Annotated in this window: 19 protein-coding genes; 10 read left to right on the top strand and 9 right to left on the bottom strand. The window is 64.1% G+C overall.

Features of this window, described 5'->3' with window-relative positions:
- Positions 1-31 precede the first annotated feature (31 nt).
- From ACFWN2_RS37995 to ACFWN2_RS37980, 4 genes are all read right to left on the bottom strand, one after another.
- Positions 32-880 carry a GGDEF domain-containing protein gene (locus ACFWN2_RS37995; RefSeq protein ID WP_382435400.1) on the bottom strand — a complete coding sequence of 283 codons (849 nt, stop codon included), beginning with the start codon at positions 878-880 and terminating at the stop codon, positions 32-34.
- Between the two features lie 141 nt (positions 881-1,021).
- Positions 1,022-1,474, bottom strand: a complete 453-nt coding sequence (locus tag ACFWN2_RS37990; protein WP_382435399.1) for a hypothetical protein — start codon at positions 1,472-1,474, stop codon at positions 1,022-1,024.
- Entirely contained in the window at positions 1,467-2,591 is a 1,125-nt protein-coding gene (dusB, locus tag ACFWN2_RS37985) for a tRNA dihydrouridine synthase DusB (RefSeq protein ID WP_382435398.1), read from the bottom strand. The genes ACFWN2_RS37990 and dusB overlap by 8 nt, the downstream gene beginning before the upstream one ends.
- Positions 2,592-2,601: 10 nt before the next feature.
- Positions 2,602-3,366, bottom strand: coding sequence for a macro domain-containing protein (locus tag ACFWN2_RS37980; protein ID WP_382435397.1), 765 nt, complete (start codon positions 3,364-3,366; stop codon positions 2,602-2,604).
- A 123-nt stretch (positions 3,367-3,489) separates the two neighbouring features.
- On the opposite strand from ACFWN2_RS37980, the gene ACFWN2_RS37975 reads away from it, so the two are divergent.
- Positions 3,490-4,170, top strand: coding sequence for a DUF4241 domain-containing protein (locus tag ACFWN2_RS37975; protein WP_382435396.1), 681 nt, complete (start codon positions 3,490-3,492; stop codon positions 4,168-4,170).
- Positions 4,171-4,187: 17 nt separating this feature from the next.
- Here the strand turns inward: ACFWN2_RS37975 and ACFWN2_RS37970 are convergent, their stop codons facing one another.
- Positions 4,188-4,733, bottom strand: coding sequence for a superoxide dismutase (locus ACFWN2_RS37970; protein ID WP_382435395.1), 546 nt, complete (start codon positions 4,731-4,733; stop codon positions 4,188-4,190).
- Positions 4,734-4,812: 79 nt separating this feature from the next.
- Between ACFWN2_RS37970 and ACFWN2_RS37965 the strand changes: the two genes are divergently transcribed.
- Positions 4,813-5,289, top strand: coding sequence for a DUF6328 family protein (locus ACFWN2_RS37965; protein ID WP_382435394.1), 477 nt, complete (start codon positions 4,813-4,815; stop codon positions 5,287-5,289).
- Here ACFWN2_RS37965 and ACFWN2_RS37960 read toward each other — a convergent pair.
- Positions 5,254-5,940, bottom strand: a complete 687-nt coding sequence (locus ACFWN2_RS37960) for a hypothetical protein (RefSeq protein WP_382435393.1) — start codon at positions 5,938-5,940, stop codon at positions 5,254-5,256. The genes ACFWN2_RS37965 and ACFWN2_RS37960 overlap by 36 nt on opposite strands.
- A 159-nt stretch (positions 5,941-6,099) precedes the next feature.
- On the opposite strand from ACFWN2_RS37960, the gene ACFWN2_RS37955 reads away from it, so the two are divergent.
- Positions 6,100-7,071, top strand: a complete 972-nt coding sequence (locus tag ACFWN2_RS37955) for an NAD(P)-dependent alcohol dehydrogenase (protein WP_382435392.1) — start codon at positions 6,100-6,102, stop codon at positions 7,069-7,071.
- On the opposite strand, the gene ACFWN2_RS37950 is transcribed toward ACFWN2_RS37955, so the two are convergent.
- Positions 7,046-7,990 carry a serine hydrolase domain-containing protein gene (locus ACFWN2_RS37950; RefSeq protein WP_382435391.1) on the bottom strand — a complete coding sequence of 315 codons (945 nt, stop codon included), beginning with the start codon at positions 7,988-7,990 and terminating at the stop codon, positions 7,046-7,048. The two genes, ACFWN2_RS37955 and ACFWN2_RS37950, sit on opposite strands and share 26 nt — an antisense overlap.
- A gap of 192 nt (positions 7,991-8,182) precedes the next feature.
- Here ACFWN2_RS37950 and ACFWN2_RS37945 point away from each other — a divergent pair, with 192 nt between their 5' ends.
- The 6 genes from ACFWN2_RS37945 to ACFWN2_RS37920 all read left to right on the top strand — a co-directional run bounded on the left by ACFWN2_RS37945 (position 8,183) and on the right by ACFWN2_RS37920 (position 16,604).
- Entirely contained in the window at positions 8,183-9,628 is a 1,446-nt protein-coding gene (locus ACFWN2_RS37945; protein WP_382435390.1) for an MDR family MFS transporter, read from the top strand.
- 846 nt (positions 9,629-10,474) lie between these two features.
- The gene (locus ACFWN2_RS37940; protein WP_382435389.1) at positions 10,475-11,842 is read left to right on the top strand and encodes an N-6 DNA methylase; all 1,368 of its coding nucleotides are present in this window, start codon (positions 10,475-10,477) and stop codon (positions 11,840-11,842) included.
- Between the two features lie 61 nt (positions 11,843-11,903).
- Entirely contained in the window at positions 11,904-13,508 is a 1,605-nt protein-coding gene (locus ACFWN2_RS37935; protein ID WP_382435388.1) for a restriction endonuclease subunit S, read from the top strand.
- 17 nt (positions 13,509-13,525) lie between these two features.
- Positions 13,526-15,079: an AAA family ATPase gene (locus ACFWN2_RS37930; RefSeq protein ID WP_382435387.1), complete on the top strand. Its 1,554-nt coding sequence runs from the start codon at positions 13,526-13,528 to the stop codon at positions 15,077-15,079.
- On the top strand, positions 15,076-15,930 hold the full coding sequence (locus ACFWN2_RS37925) for a hypothetical protein (RefSeq protein ID WP_382435386.1): 855 nt from the start codon (positions 15,076-15,078) through the stop codon (positions 15,928-15,930). Before ACFWN2_RS37930 ends, ACFWN2_RS37925 begins: the two co-directional genes overlap by 4 nt.
- A gap of 80 nt (positions 15,931-16,010) precedes the next feature.
- The gene (locus tag ACFWN2_RS37920) at positions 16,011-16,604 is read left to right on the top strand and encodes an HD domain-containing protein (RefSeq protein ID WP_382435385.1); all 594 of its coding nucleotides are present in this window, start codon (positions 16,011-16,013) and stop codon (positions 16,602-16,604) included.
- Here the strand turns inward: ACFWN2_RS37920 and ACFWN2_RS37915 are convergent.
- Complete coding sequence (locus tag ACFWN2_RS37915; RefSeq protein ID WP_382435384.1) at positions 16,589-17,062, bottom strand: NUDIX hydrolase; 474 nt, start codon at positions 17,060-17,062, stop codon at positions 16,589-16,591. The two genes, ACFWN2_RS37920 and ACFWN2_RS37915, sit on opposite strands and share 16 nt — an antisense overlap.
- 11 nt (positions 17,063-17,073) lie before the next feature.
- Positions 17,074-17,817 carry a DUF5919 domain-containing protein gene (locus ACFWN2_RS37910; RefSeq protein WP_382435383.1) on the bottom strand — a complete coding sequence of 248 codons (744 nt, stop codon included), beginning with the start codon at positions 17,815-17,817 and terminating at the stop codon, positions 17,074-17,076.
- Between the two features lie 159 nt (positions 17,818-17,976).
- On the opposite strand from ACFWN2_RS37910, the gene ACFWN2_RS37905 reads away from it, so the two are divergent.
- Complete coding sequence (locus ACFWN2_RS37905) at positions 17,977-18,429, top strand: hypothetical protein (protein WP_382435382.1); 453 nt, start codon at positions 17,977-17,979, stop codon at positions 18,427-18,429.
- Positions 18,430-18,452: the final 23 nt, after the last annotated feature.

The raw sequence follows: 18,452 nt of genomic DNA, 5'->3' as shown, positions 1-18,452 counted from the left end.
CCGCTTGCCCTGAACGGGTGAGCCAGCTCACTCAGTAGTAACCGAGAACACGTGATTCAGCGATCGCACGCCTGCCCGCGGCAGCTCCTGCGAGGCGAACCCGTCCGTCGGCACGGTACGCCACCGCGTTGCGTCCCGACTGCTTGGCCGTGTACAGGAGGCTGTCGGCGCGCAGCAGCTGCTGCTCGGCCCCGACCGCCGGACGCTCCGGCGCCTCGTCCGCCGGCGGCTCGTACGCGAGGCCCGCGCTGACGGTCACGCGCAACCCCGGCGCGATCTCCTGCCACGGGTGACGCTCGACACGTTCCCTGGCCGCCTCGGCGATCTCCACGGCGCTCGTGGCGTCCACACGGGGCAGCACGAGCACGAACTCCTCGCCGCCGTAGCGGGCGCAGAAGGCGCCCTCCGGCAGGCCCTGCTGCAGCAGTTCGACCACGCGCTGCAGCACCCGGTCGCCCAGGAGGTGGCCGAAGGTGTCGTTGACCTGCTTGAACCAGTCGAGGTCGATCAGAGCGATGGCGAGCCCGTGCCGGCACTGCCCGTGCTCGGTCAGCAGGTCCATCAGCCGTTGGTCGAGGTAACGGCGGTTGTAGGAGTCGGTGAGGCTGTCGCGCAGGCTCTGCTCGCGTGCCTCGGCGTGCTCCCGGCGCAGCAGTTCGACCTCGCGGCGCAGCTGTTCCGGAACGTGCGGCTCCTCGCCCTGGTCCGCGTGGACGAGGTCGAGCGCGGAACGCAGGTGCTGGTACGCCTGGCGCCACTGACCGCGGGAGGCGAGCAACGTCGCGATGGACTCGTGCAGCCCCACCAGGCCGGGACCCTGCTTGTCGACGCTGGCGTCGGCCTGCTGGATCTCTGCGGTCTCGGGTCGCAGTGCGGTCATCGCGGTCACCTCCTTACCTGCCAGGTGTCGTCCCCTGAGAGGCACCGCTTGAGCTAGGAGGACACCTGTGGACGGGATTTCCCCCGTCCGGTTGACCGTCAACTGCTCCGATCCAGTGAGCTTGGAAGATCAACAATCCGCTCAGCCACCGAGGCAGGGCGCGAACCCGTACACCTCGTCGTCCAGGAGCACCACGTGCATCGACCCGATCTGGCTGCCGATGATCTGGTCCTTCTGGCGGATCGTGATCGTCACGGCGACGACGTACACCGCACCGCTGGGGTGGGACTTCTCGCCGGCGGGGGTCCAGTCGGCGTCCGCGCGCAGCGTCGTCCACGTCGGCTCGACCTTGATCGTCGCGCCGCGCAGGTCGCACGTCTTCTGCCGGAAGTCGGGGTGCTGCGTGTCCTTCAGCAGCTTGGCCTGCTGGGACGCGCCCTCGTCACCGGCCTTGTTGACGCGCTCGTAGTACTCCTTGAACTTCGCGCGCTCGCCGTCGCCCAACTGGACGGGGCGTGCCGTGCCCGCGACCGGTCCGCCGCAGCCCGCGACCAGCGCGAGCGCGGCTAAGAGGACCACGATCCGTTCAGCCACCGGAGTGCATCACGTCCGCGCCGGACGGCACCGTGGCGTCCTCCGGGTCGTCCAGCCAGCCCTCGGGCAGCACGACCTTCGCCGACGAGCCCTGCCTGCCGCGCGGCCCCTCGGCGTTCGCGGGGAACGGCACGCTCCCGTCGAGCGTGCCGATGAGGTCGTCCAGCTCCTGCAGGCTCGACACCATCGCGAACGCCCGCCGCGTGTCGCCGCCGACCGGGAAGCCGTGCCAGTACCAGGCCATGTGCTTGCGCAGGTCGCGCAGGCCCTTGTTCTCGCCGTCGTGGGCCGCGAGCAGCCGGGCGTGCGTGCGCAGGACCTCGGCGACCTCACCGAGGCTCGGGCCCTCGGGGACCGGCTCGCCGCGGAACGCCGCCTGCAGGTCGCGGAACAACCACGGCCTGCCGAGACAGCCGCGCCCGACGACCACGCCGTCGCACCCGGTCTCCGCGACCATGTCGAGCGCGTCCTGGGCGCTGAAGATGTCGCCGTTGCCGAGCACCGGAATGCTCGTCACGGCCTCCTTGAGCCGCGCGATGGCCGTCCAGTCCGCCTTGCCGGAGTACCGCTGCGACGCCGTGCGCGCGTGCAGCGCCACGGCCTGTGCGCCCTCGTCCGCCGCGATGCGGCCGGCGTCGAGGTACGTCAGGTGGTCGTCGTCGATGCCGATGCGGAACTTGACGGTGACCGGCATGTCCCCGGCGTTGCGGACCGCGGCCCGCACGATCTGCCGGAACAGCTCGCGCTTGTACGGCAGCGCCGCGCCGCCGCCCTTGCGCGTCACCTTGGGCACGGGGCAGCCGAAGTTCATGTCCATGTGGTCCGCGAGGTTCTCGTCCACGATCATCTTCGTGGCCTCGCCGACGTTCTTCGGGTCGACACCGTAGAGCTGCATCGACCGGGGGCTCTCGCCCTCGTCGAACGTGATCATGTGCATGGTCATCGGGTCGCGCTCGACCAGGGCACGCGCGGTGATCATCTCGCAGACGTAGAGCCCGGCCCCGTACTGACGGCACAGCTGCCGGAACGCCACGTTGGTGATGCCCGCCATGGGGGCCAGCACCACGGGCGGGTCGACGGCGAACGGGCCGATCTTCAGCACGGAGGGAACGGACACGCCCTTCAGGTTACGGCACTGACCTGCCGTGATCTTCACCGAGAGTGACCGCGACGGCCTCGAAGCACACCGCCTGGCTGCGATGTTCGTCACGCGTGCCGCCGCCCCACCGGTGGACCTGCGGGCATTGCCAAACCGGATCGTCGCCCTCGCCGGAGACCAGGCAGCCACCGAGCGCGACCAGACCCGCGGCCGCCGCCGCGGACACCTCCCCGACGGGCCGGCCGAACACGAGCGGGATCCCCTTCTCCCCGCAGGTCGGGCACCACTCCTCGATCGGCTCGGCCAGGCTCCTGGTCAGCGCGTCGCAGGTCTCCTGGTCGAACGCCACCAGCAGGACCTCGTCGAGGATCCGCATCGAGCGGACCGCCAGCGCGGCGATCCCCGCGGCCCGTTCGGCGGGGAAGCCGTAGATCCCCGTCGAGATGGCGGGGAACGCGATGCTGTCCGCGGCCAGCTCCTCTGCCAGGAGGACGGACTGGACGTAGCAGCTCAGCAGCACCTCGTCCTCGCCGTGCCCACCGTCCTCCCAGACCGGCCCGACCGTGTGGATCACGTGCTTGACCGGCGCGAGGTCGAACGCGGGCGTGGCCACGGCCTTGCCGGGCTCCAGCGGCGCGAGCTTCGACCCCGCCTCCGCGAGCCGCGGCCCGGCCGCGCGGTGGATCGCGCCGTCGACCCCGCCGCCACCGAGCAACGACTCGTTCGCCGCCGTGACGATGATGTCGACTTCCTGTCGAGTTATGTCACCGAGCACCACTTCGATCGTCCCCATGCTGACCAGCGTGGCAGCGGATTCCTTGCGGCAACTGGGGTCTTCACTCACGGCGAACACCCCCGGTGCCCCGATCGGGTGTCAGGGGCTTCTGCCAACATGCAGTCGGAGGTGGCCTAGCTCATGGGGGCGGTTGCACTGATCAGGTCCGGGTTCGAGCGGTTCTTCGTCGACGGGCCGGTCGCCACGTCGACAGGCGGCGGTGAACAGCAGGTCATCAAGGTGGAACAGGTCGGCGAGCTGTCCCTGCCGACCGGCAGGCTCGTGGCGGCGGACCCGTTCGTCGTGTGGCCGGAGGACGCGGAGGCGTTCACGGACGCGGTGGAGCCGGGCAAGTACCCGGTGTCGGTCTCGCTGGTCTCCTACATCGACGGCGACGGTGTCCCTGACGAGCGGCAGGGCTATCGCGTCGCGGCCGCCAGGGTGATGATCAGCGACGAGCCCGCGTACTCGTGGCGGCCCGCGGTGATCCCGGGCGAGACGGTCCCGATGCTGCCGGTGATGCCGGAGTTCGGGTACGACGTGAAGTCGAGCACCGGCGCGTTCTTCGACCTGGCCACGGCCTCCGTGCTGGACCGCCTGGTGAGCGACGACGAGCTGGGCAACTGCCACCTGATCGACGCGCTCGGCGAGGTGGGCGGCGGCCGCGGCCCAGCCAACGTGACCGACGCCCGGTCCGGCCTGAACGTGGTGGCGTTCTCGACCGGCTGGGGCGACGGCGTCTACCCGACGTGGGTCGGCCGCAACACCGCGGGCGACCCGGTCGCGTTCGTGACTGACTTTTTTGTGATCAAAAGAGGCTAGTTCGTGATCGACCGCGTCTAGAAGGCGACGTTCACGCACGCCAGTCGTGGCCCGGCGGTGCCTGCCTCGCCGGGCTTGGTGTGCGTGTGTTCGTTGTGCACCACAACGGACTGCGCGTGCCGTTCGGTGAACTGCCAGTCCACAGTGGATTCGGCGTACGCGAATCCGCCGGCGTCGGTGTGCACGTCGAGCCAGATCTCGTTGCGCGCGTTGGCGTAGGCGGGGTCGACGGACGGCTGCATCGGGTCGTCGACGTTCTGGAAGTGCGGCCCCGAGTCGGCGGGATTCGCGCCGCACTTCTTCACGTGGACGTGCGCGCCGTAGGCCCGGTTCGGCAGCAAACCCTTGAGCACCAGCAACACCGTCGTCCGTCCGCCGACCGACGGCACCCCGAGCACGGTGACCCGCGCACCGGCCGGCACCTTGGCGTCGTAGGTGATGGCGTTCGCCTTGGCGCTGTAGCTCTCGAAGGTGGCGGACGTGTGGGCCACGGTCGCGGGATCGGCGTGCGCGGTTCCGGTGAACAGGAGGGCGGCGGCGACCGCGACTGCAAGCGTCTTCATGGATCACCTGCTTAGTGCCAATGGCCGAGCTCTGCATCTTTTGGTGTTTCAAAGGGCAGACGGCGGGTAAGCGGCGTTGGTGAGCGAAGCGGAGGAGTCCGACCAGCGCAGACTCGCGCGCAACATCAACGAGCTGCTCCAGGAGCTGCGCGTGGCCCAGGCCGGCGTGCAGATCCTGTTCGGTTTCCTGCTCTCCATCGCGTTCACCGACAAGTACTCCTCCGTCAGCGGCTACATCCGCTGGACGCACCTGGTCACGGTCCTGTGCGCGGCCATCGCCGTCGCCTTCCTCACCGCCCCCGCGGCGTGGCACCGCGTCCTGTTCCGGCAGGGCCGCCGCGAGGACGTGGTCCGCCACGGCAACACGTTCGCCCTGATCGGCCTGGCCTTCCTGGCCCTCGCGATGACCGGCACCGTCCTGCTGCTGGCCGAGGTGGTGCTCGGCGGCTGGCCGGCCATCGTGGTCGGCGCGCTGGCGTTCGTCGTCTTCACCGGCCTCTGGTTCGCGCTGCCGTTCGCCTCATCCGAGCGTGCTGAGGACCGCCAGCGCCCCTAGCCCGAGCGCCACCGGCACCGCCATCAGCACGTCCTTCCGCGTCGGCCGCGCCTGCTCCCGCAACACCTGAACCCCCAACGGCACCAACGCGAAGCACAACCCGGCCGTGCCGACGACCGACAACAGCTCGGTGCCCTTCAACACCCCGAGCGGCAACAACCCCATGCTCGCCAGCGCCACCGACCTGGCGATGCCGAGCGCCTTCGCGCGGTACGCCGCGATCGCCAGCACGAACCAGCCGAACATGATCGTGAACGACAGGAAGCTGAACAGGTGCAGCTCGCCGTAGCCCCGCGCCACCAAGTCCGTCGCCCCTTGAACGCCCAGCTGCTTCGCGGCGTTGAACGCGGCCTGGTCGACGCCGGCGTGGAACGTCCGCGCGAACAGCCCGACCGTCACCAACACCCCGCCCCAGGCCGCCCACCTGGTGCCCGTCCGCTGCACCAGATGCGCGACCGCCGCCCACATCACGACGTTGCCCGCCAGGAACGCGGTGTAGGCCGCCCGCACCAGCGTCGGATGCTCGGCCACGGCCCTGAGCTGGTCGGGGAAGAAGTAGTGGAACGGCGACCGCAACAGCGTGCCCGCCAGCAGCAGAACCGGCCCGGCGACGAGCGCCGCGCCACCAACCCACCCGTTCGGAAACCTCATGGTTCTGAACGCTGTCAGCCTTCAGAGGACTTGTGATCGGCCCGGGGTCCGACTTCGGCATCGGCCCGCGGTCCTAGGCCCCTAGGTGGCACCCTGCTTTCTCCCTGATTCCCGGATCCGTTCCCCTGCAACGACTCCGGCGTTCTCTACCGTCGCCGCATGAGAGCAGCCGTGCACACGGTCTTCGGCCCGCCCGAGGTGGTCCAGGTGGTGGACAGACCGCTGCCCACCACCGGCCAGGGAGACGTCCTGATCAAGGTCCACGCCACCACGGTGACGTCGGCCGAATGCGCGATGCGCCGCGGCGAACCGTTGTGGGGCCGCGTGATCCTCGGCCTGCGCCGCCCGCGTCCGTCACTGCGCACGCTGGGCCTGGAGGTGGCGGGCGTGGTGGACTCGGTCGGCTCCGCGGTCACGCGTTTCCGTCCGGGAGACGAGGTCTTCGGCTTCACGGGTTTCGCGGTGGGCGGCCACGCCGAGTACGTCCGCCTCCCGGCCGACGGCTCCCTGGCCCCGAAGCCGGCCACCGTGACGTTCGAGGAGGCGGCTGCCGCGGTCGACGGCGCCACCACGGCGTTGTTCTTCTTGCGGGACAAGGCGAAGGTCCGCCCTGGCGATCGAGTCCTGGTGAACGGGGCGTCCGGCAGCATCGGCACCTACGCCGTCCAGCTGGCCAAACACCTGGGCGCCACCGTCACCGGGGTCTGCGGCCCCTCGAACGCGGACCTGGTGAAGTCCCTGGGCGCAGACGAGGTGATCGACCACACCCGCCGCGACTTCACCGCGGACGCCGACGCCTACGACGTCGTCTTCGACACCGTCACCAAGTCGTCGTTCCGCGCTTCCCGGCGTTCTCTGCGCTCCGGCGGCCGGTATCTGCCAACCACGGGCCTCCTGAACAACCTCTGGGCTTTGTGGACCTTGCCACGCGCCAAGCGCGTCATGGTCGGGATGTCCGTGAACAAACGCGCGACCCTGCCCGTGATCAGCTCCCTGCTGGACGCCGGAAAGCTGCGCGTGGTCGTGGACCGGACGTATCCGCTGGCCGACATCGCCGAGGCGCATCGGTACGTCGACGCAGGTCACAAGCGCGGCAACGTCGTGATCACGGTGTCAGACCGGCCTCGGTGAAGATCTTCTGCGCCACCGCTTCGCCGTGCACGCTGTTGGTCAGCACAGCGACCGCGAGCCCTTCGGCCGGTGCGATTCTGAGAAACGCCTTCTGCCCCTTCGAAACCCCGGTGTGCCCGACCACGCCGTTGCGGTGGAGCATCCACCCGAGCCCCCATCCGACGACCCCGATCCCCAGGTCCGGCACGTCCTCGACCTGGAGCGTCCGCAACCCGGCGAGCTTCGGGTCGTCGAGGTGCAGCCGCGCGAACGCCAGCAGCTCACGGGCGCTCATGGCGAAGTGCGACCCGCTGGGCGCAGTGCCGTAGGCGACAGCCCACCTCCTGACCGGCAGGCCGCTCTCGTCGTGCCCGACCGCGACCCGGTGCAGGATCGCCTCGTCCGCGTCGGTGGCGACGGTCCGCAACCCCAGCGGCGTGACGAGGTGGTCGCGCACCACGTCGTGGAACGGCTTGCCGCGCAGCACCTCCACCAGCCTGCCCAGCACCACGAACCCGCTGTTCGAGTACGAGAACGCGACGCCGGGCGGGTTGCCGTGCTCCTGCGCTTGAAGTGCGACGACGAACCTCTCGATCGCGTCGCCGTTGCGTCCGGTTTCGAAGAAGTGGTTGGCGTCGATCCCGCTCGTGTGCGTGAGGAGATGCCGGGAGGCGATCGAGGCCGTGAACCCGGGTAGGTGGTGGCAGACCGGGCGGTCGAGGTCCAGCAGACCCTCGTCCACGAGCTGCTGCACGAGCGTGGCCGTCCAGATCTTGGTGATCGACCCGACCTTGAACACCGAGTCGTGAGTGACCTCGACCCGAGTGTGCGCGCTCAGCACACCAGCAACCTCGTCCCGCACCTCCCCGTTCGCCAAAACAGCCACCTGAGCACCGGGAACACCGTGCTCAGTGATCAACTCTTCCAGTCTCGACCCCATCTTCGGAGAAATTACGGACCGCCGTGTCGATTCCCGGTCTGGCGGTTCGACGAACAGGTGTAGGGCGAAAACCCGGATGAGACCGGGGCGGCGATGAGGAAGACTCGGACGTACCGATGAGTTCCTTCAGCGCTGCGGGTCTTCTCGGGTGTCGCGAAGAACCTGATGCCAGCAACCGAGTGAGGGCCAGACATGCCTGCTGCGATCCAAGACCGGCCGACAACACAGGCCGGTAAGACACCGCTGGTGGTGCGCCTCCTGGTGCTGGCCACGTTCGTCGTGATCCTCAACGAGACGCTGATGATCAACGCGATCCCGCGCCTCATGGAGTCGATGCACGTCACCGAACAGGCCGCCCAATGGGTGTCGACCGCGTTCATGCTCACCATGGCCGCGGTGATCCCGGTCACCGGTTGGTTCCTGCAGCGAGTCACCACCCGCCAGGGCTACGCGATCGCGATGGGCGTCTTCCTGGCCGGCACCGCCCTCTCCGCGGCAGCGCCGACGTTCACCGTCCTCCTCCTCGGCCGCATCGTGCAGGCAGCAGGCACCGCGGTGATGATGCCGTTGCTCATGACCACCCTCATGACCGTCGTCCCGGAACGGGACCGCGGCCGGGTGATGGGCAACGTGACCCTCGCGATCTCGGTCGCCCCGGCCCTCGGCCCGGCCATCTCGGGCCTGATCCTGCAACTCGGCTCGTGGCGCCTGCTGTTCGTAGCCGTCCTCCCGGTAGCTGGCGCCGTGACGTACTTCGGCCTCCGCCACCTGGACAACATCGGCGAGCCCGAGGTCAGCACCCTCGACTGGGCTTCAGCGGCCATGGCCACCCTCGGCTTCGGCGGCCTCGTCTACGGCCTGAGCCTCTTCGGCGAGGGCGAGTCCAACCTCGGCCCGAGCATCGGCATCGTCATCGCGGGCGCGGCCACCATCGCGTTCTTCGTGATCCGCCAACTCAAACTGCAGCGAACCGGCGCCCCGCTGATGGACCTGCGCACCCTCACGCACCGCACGTTCGCCCTGTCACTGGCCCTCATGTGCATCGCGTTCCTCGCGATGATGGGCTCGATGATCCTGCTGCCCCTCTATCTGCAGAACCTCCGAGGCCTGACCCCGTTGCAGACGGGCCTGCTCCTCATGCCGGGCGGCCTCGCCATGGGCGTACTCGGCCCCACGGTAGGCAGGATCTACGACCGCCTGGGCAGCCGCCCGCTCGTCCTCCCGGGCTCCATCGGCATCGTGCTCTCCCTGGCAGGCTTCACCCAGATCTCGATGACCATGCCGTACTGGCAGGTCCTGGCACTGCACGCACTCCTCATGGTCGGCCTGGCAGCCACCTTCACCCCGATCTTCACCCTGGGCATGGGCGCCCTCCCGCCGAACATGTACCCGCACGGCAGCTCGATCCTCGGCACCCTCCAGCAGGTGGCGGCAGCCGTCGGCACCGCCCTGGTCGTCACCGTGATGTCCGCCCGCACCACCTCCCTGGTGGCCGAGGGCGCTGCGGAGGCGGCGGCACAGTTGAGCGGCATGAAGCTCGCGTTCGTGATCGCTACCGCGCTGGCCGCTGCCACGATCGTGGTGGCCGCCCTGCTGCCGAACCGGACCAACACGTCCGGTGAGGTCATGGCGCACTGAATCCCGGAAACGCGAAACGCCCAGGTCTGTGACCTGGGCGTTTGGCGTTTGGTGGGCCGCCAGGGACTCGAACCCTGAACCCGAAGAGTAAGGGCCTTCGTTTGGCGTTGTTCGCCGATCTTCCTCGACAGCGCTCACTACCTGCGCGGATGCACTCCTGATCTGAGCACTGTGGACAGTCACTTCTCGACGTCTGTCGTCGTTTTGTGAGAGTTAAGTGTGGGTTGATCTTGGTCTCCTGGACCCGCCCAGATCCCTGTCGTCATCCCGACACTGAGACTCGAACGCGGCCGGTGGCGTCGGGTCAAGGTACTCATTCCAGCCTTGACGCGGCGTCGCCGGCCGGTGTCATGCTCGCGGCGTCGGGGGTGGCTCGGCCTGGTGCTCATCGAGTGTTCCCGCGGCTTCGTCCGAGGATTGATCGGTGGCAAGGCGGCGCAGCCGTCGCGGCAGTCGAGCGCCGTGCACAGCCGGCCTGGGTGACTGCGCTGGCGCTCGTAGGAAGCTGGAGACGAATCAAGCTCGGATCGGGTGGGCCGTCAGCTGGCGCCTGATGTCCGGTGCGCAGCGCCGCCCGGCCGACCGGCGCAGCGAAGCGGATGCCGGGAGTGCCGGGATGGATGCTGGTGCAGCGCCAGACCGCACGCGCCGCCAGCGGCGGCGCCTTGATCCTGTAAAGCTGGATTCGGCAAGACCAACATCACCTCTCCCCAGTAGCATGCCGCGCGTGCTAGGTCTCCGCCACTGTCAGACCTCCATGTCATGGTGGTTCCTAGCTCTACGACACCCGCAGCTGGTCAACCGGTTGACAGATAGGGTGAACGACTGCGGAGGTGAGGGACGTCTGTGGAGACTACGACGGACGCTGTACGAAGGCTGTGGGCTCTCTGTAACGTCCTGAGGGATGACGGCATTACGTACCACGAGTATCTTGGTGAGCTGACGTACCTGCTGTTCCTCAAACTGGCCAACGAGCTTGACATTGAGCGTGATGTGCCCAGCCAGTTCAGGTGGGATGCGCTCCGCTCTCAGCCTGAATCGGTAATCCTTGAGCGCTACCAAGATGCACTCCGGGCGCTTGGTGTTTCTTCGAACCCAAAGCTTGCCAGAATCTTCGAAGACAGCCGTACGGCTATTAGGTCAGGTCACTCACTGCGTCGATTGATCGAGGGAATCGCTTCGATCGACTGGTATCGTGGTGGACAGAATGGCATTGGCGATATTTACGAAGGTTTGATCGAAAAGAACGCGACTGAGTCGCGCTATGGTGCAGGGCAGTACTTTACCCCCCGTGCTCTTGTGGAAGCGCTAGTCTCGGTTTCGCGGCCGCAAGGTTCCGATGTCATTTACGATCCGGCGGTAGGAACAGCTGGATTTTTGGTCGCTGCCGGCCTTCAAAGTGCAGGGCGTAGCCGTCATGAGCCGAAGTTGGTCGGCCAGGAGCTAGTCCGAGACGTGCAGCGAATGGCCCTAATGAACCTGCAGCTCCATGGCCTCGAAGGGGATATTCGAGTAGGGGATACCCTGTCTGCAAATCCTGCCGACGTTGGAGCCTCGCTCTGCATCACGAACCCGCCGTTTGGAGTTAAGGGCGGCCTCACGTCACAGCAAATGGATCTGCTCGATTTTCCGACATCCAACAAACAGCTCGCATTCATTCAGCACGTCTACAAGTCACTGATTCCAAATGGTCGAGCCGTAGTAGTGGTGCCCGACAACGTGTTGTTCGAAAGCGGCGTTGCGGCTGCTCTAAGAACTCACCTCCTCGACAACTTTGACCTGCATACGATTCTCAGGCTTCCGGCTGGAATCTTCTACGCGACAGGTGTGCGCACATCTGTTCTGTTCTTTGCGAGGACAGGCCCGTCGCAGTCGACGTGGGTTTACGATCTACGCAACGGAGTGGCAGGCTTTACCAAGCGACGTCAGCTTAACCATAGTGATCTTGTCGACTTTACTGATGCCTACGGCGCCGATCCTTTGGGGCGCGCCAGCAGAAATGAAAACGACAGATTTCGGATGCTCAGTCGTGCTGACTTGCGCGACTCTGGAGACCGCCTCGATTTCGATGCAATGCTGCAACGCAGCACGTCTCCGACCGGCACGCCGACGGAGATGTCTGAAATGATCGTGCAGGAGCTGCAACAAGCGCTCGCTTCCGCACAAGATCTGGCTCGACTTCTTCGCGAGTCTGAGGAAGTAGCAAATGGCTAGCTCCCGGCCTAACTTTCCAGCTAGTTGGACCCAATGTCGCGTATCGGATGCCGGCGAGGTGATGGTTGGACAGCAGCGTCGCCGGCCGGGCGCTGATGACTATTTGTACCCTTACCTCCGTGTTGCGAACGTCCAGGATGACCTGATCGACATGTCTGACGTTCTTGAGATGCCGTTCTCAAGAGCGGAGAAGTACCGCTTGGAAATGGGTGACATCCTTCTTTGTGAAGGGCAGAGCCGAGAGTTGGTCGGACGTGCCGCGATGTATCGATCTGATGCTGGCGACCTTTACTTCCAGAACTCGATAATCAGGTTTCGCGCCTACCCTGGAGTCGATCCGGAGTACGCCCTCCATGTCTTCCGTGCATACCAGAAGACAGGAGTATTCGCGGCTGTATCGAAGGCAACAACGGGCATAGCGCATCTTGGCCTGAGTCGGTTCCGAGAATTGCCATTCCCGCTGCCTCCGACGCCGGTTCAGCGCGAGATTGCTTCGTCTGCTCGCGCGTTTCAGGACTTTGTGGACGTTATCCGAAACTCGATCTCGCAATCGCGACCATCTATAGCAGATGTTCTACCGCGCGCTGCTGACTCTTATATTCTTGGGGATCACGCTGTCGAATGGACAGATGGGACCGCAGGTCGAGCACCGTGGCCTGTGCGTGAAGCAGCTGAGCTCGTTGGTGTTGGTTCACCGATCGTGTACGGCATCTTGCAGCCGGGGCCTGAAGACAATTCAGGTGTTCCGTACATTCGCGGCCGAGATCTACAGCAAGGATATATCCTTGTTGATCAATTGGGGCGCACGTCACCGAGTGTTGCGGCAAAGAACTCGAAATCTACTTTGGCTGCGGGAGATGTACTCCTGGGGATCATTCGGCATACTCGCGTTGCCATCGTTCCTGAAGAACTTGATGGTGCGCAGATCACCCAAGGAACTGCGCGGCTGCGTCCAGGACGAACAGTCGACAGCAGCTATTTGGCTCACTGGGTGTCAAGTAGAGCGGCTCAATCTTGGTTGAGGTCCCGAATGCGCGGAATCGATATGCCTGGGCTCAACTTGAAAGATGTTCGTCGACTTCCGGTACCAGTTCCGCCTCTTGACGTTCAACGAGAGATTGCAGATAAGCTCGACGTGTTGCAGGCGAACGCGGCTGCCATACTCAGCTCGGCTGATCGAGTGGAATCGTTGGTCACGCAGCTTGAAGCCTCTGGCCTGGCTAGCTTTTCCTACGGGAGAGCTGCTAGCGGAATTTCATCACGCCTGCTAGGGACCGGAGTGGAGAAGTCGTCTCGCGAACTTGCGCTCAGCCTTGGGATTGAACCGCGGTTGGCTCAGCAAGTAGATGCCGATGCCGACCCGGTCAGCCAGGTCCAATTCGACCGTCTTCGCGTGACGGGCCACGAGAAAGTGCTATCGATGAAAGCCGGGGTAGCCGTGGGGAAGCTCAGAGGCGCTATTGAGACATCGCCGGACGCTATCCGGGAAGCACTTCAGAGCCTCGACGGGAGCGCTAAACCAGCGGATCTATTCGCACAGATGGGACTAGCGCAAGATGGAGTGGACTCGTTCTACGTTGCGTTGCGGGAGCTCGATCGTTCTGGAGCGATTCGTGTTGTCAGGCCGGACGACGTAAACGTTGTAGTGGAATTGGTCCAATCATGAGAGTTCTAGAACTTCACTTGAGTGAGTTTAAGAACTTGCGAGACTTCTCCATCAGCTTTGATGCAGATTCCTCTGTTTCTGTGCTGGTAGGCAGGAATGGCGCTGGAAAGTCAAACATTCTAGAAGCACTCACGCTGATTTTCCGTGATCTGGACCTTGGTCAGGTAGCTTCTCTCAGCTTTAAGATTCGGTATCAGTGCCGCGGGCACGAGGTAGTGGTTGTCGGAACTAGTGGCGAGCGCACCTACGCGGTCACCGTAGACGGCGCCGCTGTCTCAGCTAGCCGATTGCTAGGAGAGTCAGGAAGGGATCTCCGTCCTGATTTTGTGTTTGGCTACTACTCGGGTCCTTCTAATCGTTTTGAGCAGCACTTCACTCAGCATCAAGAGCGATTCTATCGCGACTTGGTGAGCGGAATTGAAAACCCGCTGCGCCCCCTGTTCTATGCGAGAGCGGTGCATTCAAACTTCGTCCTCCTTGCGTTCTTCCTTGAGAACGATTCGGAGGTTCGTAACCTACTGCGCGATCATTTGGGTATCGAATCTCTCGATTCGGTTCTGTTTGAGATGCAGAAGCCGACATGGAAGAGTTCAAACGGCGACCCGCGCTTCTGGAATGCTCAAGGCACCGTTCGGACATTCCTTGACGGGCTTTATCGTCTTGCGCTGGCCCCTATGCGCATGGATAGCCGAATTAAGGTGGGGACAAGAAGGCCGACAAAGAACGAGCATCTGTACCTGTTCTTGCCGGGCCTGTCGGAGGTACAGCAGCTCCGCTCTGCTTATAGAAGTAATCAGGAGTTCTTTAAGGCGCTTGAGAGCACCTATATTTCTGAGTTGATCTACGATGTCAGGATTAGAGTGTCACTCAAGAAAGTTGGCGCTCCGCTAACTTTTCGTGAACTAAGCGAAGGGGAGCAGCAGCTTCTCCTTGTTTTGGGATTGATGAGATTCACACGCGAGGACGAGTCGCTGTTCCTTCTGGATGAGCCTGACACTCACCTGAATCCTGCTTGGAGTGCACAGTATCGTAGATTTCTGGAGCGTTTCGGCGGACTTGGTCCGACCTCGCATGTTTTGATGGCGACCCACGATCCGCTAGTGGTGAGTGCTCTGAAGAGGGAAGAAGTAAGGATTTTGGAGCGCGGCACTGACGGGCTAATTCATCCTATTGAGCCGTTGGAAGATCCCCAGGGGATGGGCGTGGGCAATCTCCTCACTAGCGATGTCTATGGCTTGAAGGCTCAGGTTGACATAGAGACGTTGGAGAAGATTCAGCTTAAGAGGTCGTTGGCGGCGAGGAACGATCTATCGGCTGATGAGGAGAGTAAACTGGCCGGGCTGGCAGAAGAGTTGCGGCATCTGGGTCTGCTCACCGAAGATCGGGATCCCGACTTCCAAGAGTATCTGAAGGTTAAATACGCCGAACGTGAGGTTCAGGCTCCAAAGGCAGAGCCGAGAACTCAAGCTGATATTCAGGCAGAGCGGGCGCTAGCGGAGCGAATTTTTTCGGAGGTGGTCGCGAAGCGAGGGCAGGTAGAGGCGGAGAACGGCGAGGACGATCTCGGGTGAGATACATTGACTTCCGGTGGGTCGAAGCTGTCATTACCGCCGACTGGTTGGAGAAAGCGAAGGGCGTACGTAAGCAGGTTGAGGAAGCCTGGCCGGATAGGGATAAGGTCAAGGAGATAATCTCTGCCAACTCGTCGCTGTGGCGAGAGCTGAAGAAGAACCTTGCAAGCGTGATGACGGGAAAGTGCTGGTACTGCGAAACGCGGCAGGACCGATCTGACGATGCAGTAGATCATTTCCGGCCAAAAGGGAAGATTTTTGAAGAGAAGGGCCATCCGGGATACTGGTGGCTTGCGTTTGATTATACAAACTTCAGGTATTCATGCACCTTCTGCAACAGTCATCGTATCGATGTTGCGTCGGATGAGTCAGGTGGAAAGCAGGATCACTTCCCTCTGATGCTGTCTGGAGTTAGGGCGCATGGTCCTCAGGACTCCTTGGATGCGGAAAAGCACGTTCTTCTGGATCCCTGTCGTTCAGGTGACCCCAATTTAGTTGTATTCGATGAATCTGGTATTCCGTCTCCGAGTCCGATGGCGGAGAAGAGTTCAGGCCTGGTCGATCGGGTGGCGCAGTCGGCTCGACTTTATCATTGGCGTCAGACCGCCTTGGTGACTCAGCGTAGATTGATGTTTAAAGAGGTCGAGAGGAAATGTGCCGCTGCAGATGCTGTTTGGGAGAAATATCGATCATCTGGGGATGACTCGGAGCTGGATGGATGGGTGGATATGGTGCAAGAGATTGGAACTATGTTGTCCCGTCGAACGGAACATTCAGCAGCGGCGAAGTGTGCTCTGCTTGGTCTGCGCACGACTAGTGTTAGTGCCGAGAATGCGCTACATGCGATGTAAGATCGTGTTGGGCGGTCTCTGTGTCACGGTGTCGGCAGATCTTGTGCTCGACCAGTGCGAACCCGGTCACCGCCACCACGATGGTCGTCGCCTCATACGCTGTTCGTGTGGAACTCCTAGAGTGGGCACAAAGGACCTCCGAAGAGCACTTGTCGGGCTCGTTGCCCAGGCGCTGGGCTCACGTCCAGGGTGTAGGTAGGAGGGCGCAGCAGGCGTGGGCGCTCTTCAGCGGCGAAGAGCGAGAGATCCTATCGGCCGCCGCAGTGCTGCACGATGTGGGCTACGCGCCTGATCTCGCGACTACAGGGTTCCATCCCTTAGACGGTGCGCGGTTCTTGGCCAGCGTGGGCGCTTCAGCTCGACTCTGCGGTCTGGTTGCTCACCACTCCTGCGCATATCGAGAAGCGGAACTACGCGGGCTCACTGCTGGGTTGACAACTTGGACAGACGAAGTAACCCCTCTGCGTGACGCGCTTTGGTGGGCAGACATGTCGACTACCCCCGATGGCCAGGTCACCAACGTCTGTGATCGGATCGAAGAGATCCAGAAGCGCTACGGTCCCGAAGATCTCGTGACGCTCTTCATCCGCCAAGCGAAGCCAGAGCTCCTTGCTGCGGTTGAACGCACGGAGGAGCGGCTACGGACGGCGGGGATCGATTACACCGCGAAGTAGGGCGCCGATCGTTCCTCGAATCCATGCTCGATGCGGAGTCGGATCGATGGGTGGATATTCAGGGCGCCCAGGTCTCTGCGGCCGACCCAGTGCACTTCGCTCGACTCGGTGCTCGTCCGCAGGTCTCCGCCGATCAACCGCGCCCGGAAGCAGATCGAGAACTGCTGTCGTACCTCGCCGTCCGTGTAGGCGATGACGTGCTTGGGGTCGGAGTAGACGCCGATGATGTCGGTGGGCTCGACGTCGATCCCGGTCTCTTCCCTGACTTCGCGGATGACCGCCTGGCCGATCGTCTCCCCGACGTCCTGAGCTCCGCCCGGGATGGAGTAGAGGTCGTTGTCAGTGCGGCGGATCATCAACAGCCGGCCGTGCTCGTCCTGTACGAACGCGGTCACTGCCACGACGATGTTGGTCGCCTCGGGGGCGTGAGGGTCGTGGTAGTGGTCAGTGCGGGCCACGATGCGGCTCCTCAGAACGTGGTGCGCTTGGCTGCGGCCCAGACGGTCTCCAGGCTCTCGGAGTAGGTCTCGAACAGGTCCCCGGCCGACAATCGACGCAGGTGTAGCGCGGGCGCGTGAGCACCGGGGAACCCGTAGACGTGAGTGTTGACGATCATCTCGTCATCGAAGCGGAAGACTGAGTTGTAGAGCGTGGTCTTGTGTAGCCGGATCTCGACATTAGGCGCGTCGACCAGTGGCCGGATGAACGCCAGGGCGTTGCGGATGCGCGCGGCAACAGTGCCCTTGCCCAGCTGTTCTTCCTCGGATCGCCGGGACGCCTCGCGGCCGCCTGGATCACCGAACAGAAGCCGGACCTTCGCGCCGTTCTCGGCCTTCGCGCGTAGTTCCTTCGCGAACATCGGCCGCTCCACGAGGAACAGTGCGGCGAGTGACAGCACTTCGATGTGCTCGGTGGCGTCGCTAAGCAGCCGGTCCCACAAGTCCGCAGGGATGTTGTTGCGGTGCGGGTAGACCTTCACGACCTCGGACTCGGCGATCTCGGCCTTGCGGTCCGCGGCCACCGCGTCGGGCCAGAGGTAGTGCTCTGTCTCGCGGACCATCGACGCGATGGCGTTGCGGTGGCGCGGGTACGGGATGCGTCCCCTGGTGATCCAGCGCTCGACGGTCTTCGGGTCGACGCCGGTCGCGCGGGCCACGTGGTCGAGGCTCAAGCCGTTGCGTAGTAACGCTTCGCGTAGGCGGTCGTTGGCCATCTGCCCTCCCGAGGGATGACTAGGGACGACTTCAACCTAACAGAGACGTCCTCAGAAATCCCGCTGTGCGGTGCTTGCGTCCTCGTGTTTCGCCGAAAGTCGTAGGTGTCGAGAACGGCTGACAGCAGGTCAGACGGCACAGACGACAGGAGCAAGACGATGGCGATCACAGGTGGGAGCAGGCTCCCGGCGGGTCATGACTTCGTGTTCCCGAGGGGCGCGCTCGTGATGGGCGTGGAACCGGTGCTGAAGTTCCAGTCCGCTGATGAGCGGGCTAAGGGCCTGCCGCTGGAACAGGAAAAGGACAAGGAGACCGGTCTCCTTGTGTGGTCGGTTCTGGTGATCGACCAGGCGGCCGAGCGCAAGACGGACGCGGTGGTCACGGTGAAGATCTCCGCGCCTCACCAGCCGGTGCCGCCAGAGGCGATCCCCGGTACGGACGTGCGGCCGGTGGTCTTCGAGGGGCTGACAGTCACGCCTTGGATCGATGACAAGGGCTGCCGCGCTACGCACGCTGGTGAGCGTCACCGGTGCCGCGCGAAGTTGGGCTACAGCTTGCGGGCCTCCGGCATGAAGCCGGCTGTCAGCAAGCCTGCCGCGAAGGCCGCGTAATGCCGGACATGGTGCGGGTCCAC

This window comes from Lentzea sp. NPDC058436 (assembly GCF_042721515.1).
Taxonomy (GTDB): domain Bacteria; phylum Actinomycetota; class Actinomycetes; order Mycobacteriales; family Pseudonocardiaceae; genus Lentzea.
This window is presented reverse-complemented; position numbering and strand designations above follow the sequence as displayed.

Bases quoted from the DNA above. Each gene is read 5' to 3' on its own strand.
- ACFWN2_RS37995 (WP_382435400.1), bottom strand. From the start codon at position 880: ATGACCGCACTGCGACCCGAGACCGCAGAGATCCAGCAGGCCGACGCC.
- ACFWN2_RS37980 (WP_382435397.1), bottom strand. From the start codon at position 3,366: ATGGGGACGATCGAAGTGGTGCTCGGTGACATAACTCGACAGGAAGTC.
- ACFWN2_RS37975 (WP_382435396.1), top strand. From the start codon at position 3,490: ATGGGGGCGGTTGCACTGATCAGGTCCGGGTTCGAGCGGTTCTTCGTC.
- ACFWN2_RS37970 (WP_382435395.1), bottom strand. From the start codon at position 4,733: ATGAAGACGCTTGCAGTCGCGGTCGCCGCCGCCCTCCTGTTCACCGGA.
- ACFWN2_RS37960 (WP_382435393.1), bottom strand. From the start codon at position 5,940: ATGAGGTTTCCGAACGGGTGGGTTGGTGGCGCGGCGCTCGTCGCCGGG.
- ACFWN2_RS37955 (WP_382435392.1), top strand. From the start codon at position 6,100: ATGAGAGCAGCCGTGCACACGGTCTTCGGCCCGCCCGAGGTGGTCCAG.
- ACFWN2_RS37950 (WP_382435391.1), bottom strand. From the start codon at position 7,990: ATGGGGTCGAGACTGGAAGAGTTGATCACTGAGCACGGTGTTCCCGGT.
- ACFWN2_RS37945 (WP_382435390.1), top strand. From the start codon at position 8,183: ATGCCTGCTGCGATCCAAGACCGGCCGACAACACAGGCCGGTAAGACA.
- ACFWN2_RS37935 (WP_382435388.1), top strand. From the start codon at position 11,904: ATGGTTGGACAGCAGCGTCGCCGGCCGGGCGCTGATGACTATTTGTAC.
- ACFWN2_RS37920 (WP_382435385.1), top strand. From the start codon at position 16,011: ATGGTCGTCGCCTCATACGCTGTTCGTGTGGAACTCCTAGAGTGGGCA.
- ACFWN2_RS37910 (WP_382435383.1), bottom strand. From the start codon at position 17,817: ATGGCCAACGACCGCCTACGCGAAGCGTTACTACGCAACGGCTTGAGC.
- ACFWN2_RS37905 (WP_382435382.1), top strand. From the start codon at position 17,977: ATGGCGATCACAGGTGGGAGCAGGCTCCCGGCGGGTCATGACTTCGTG.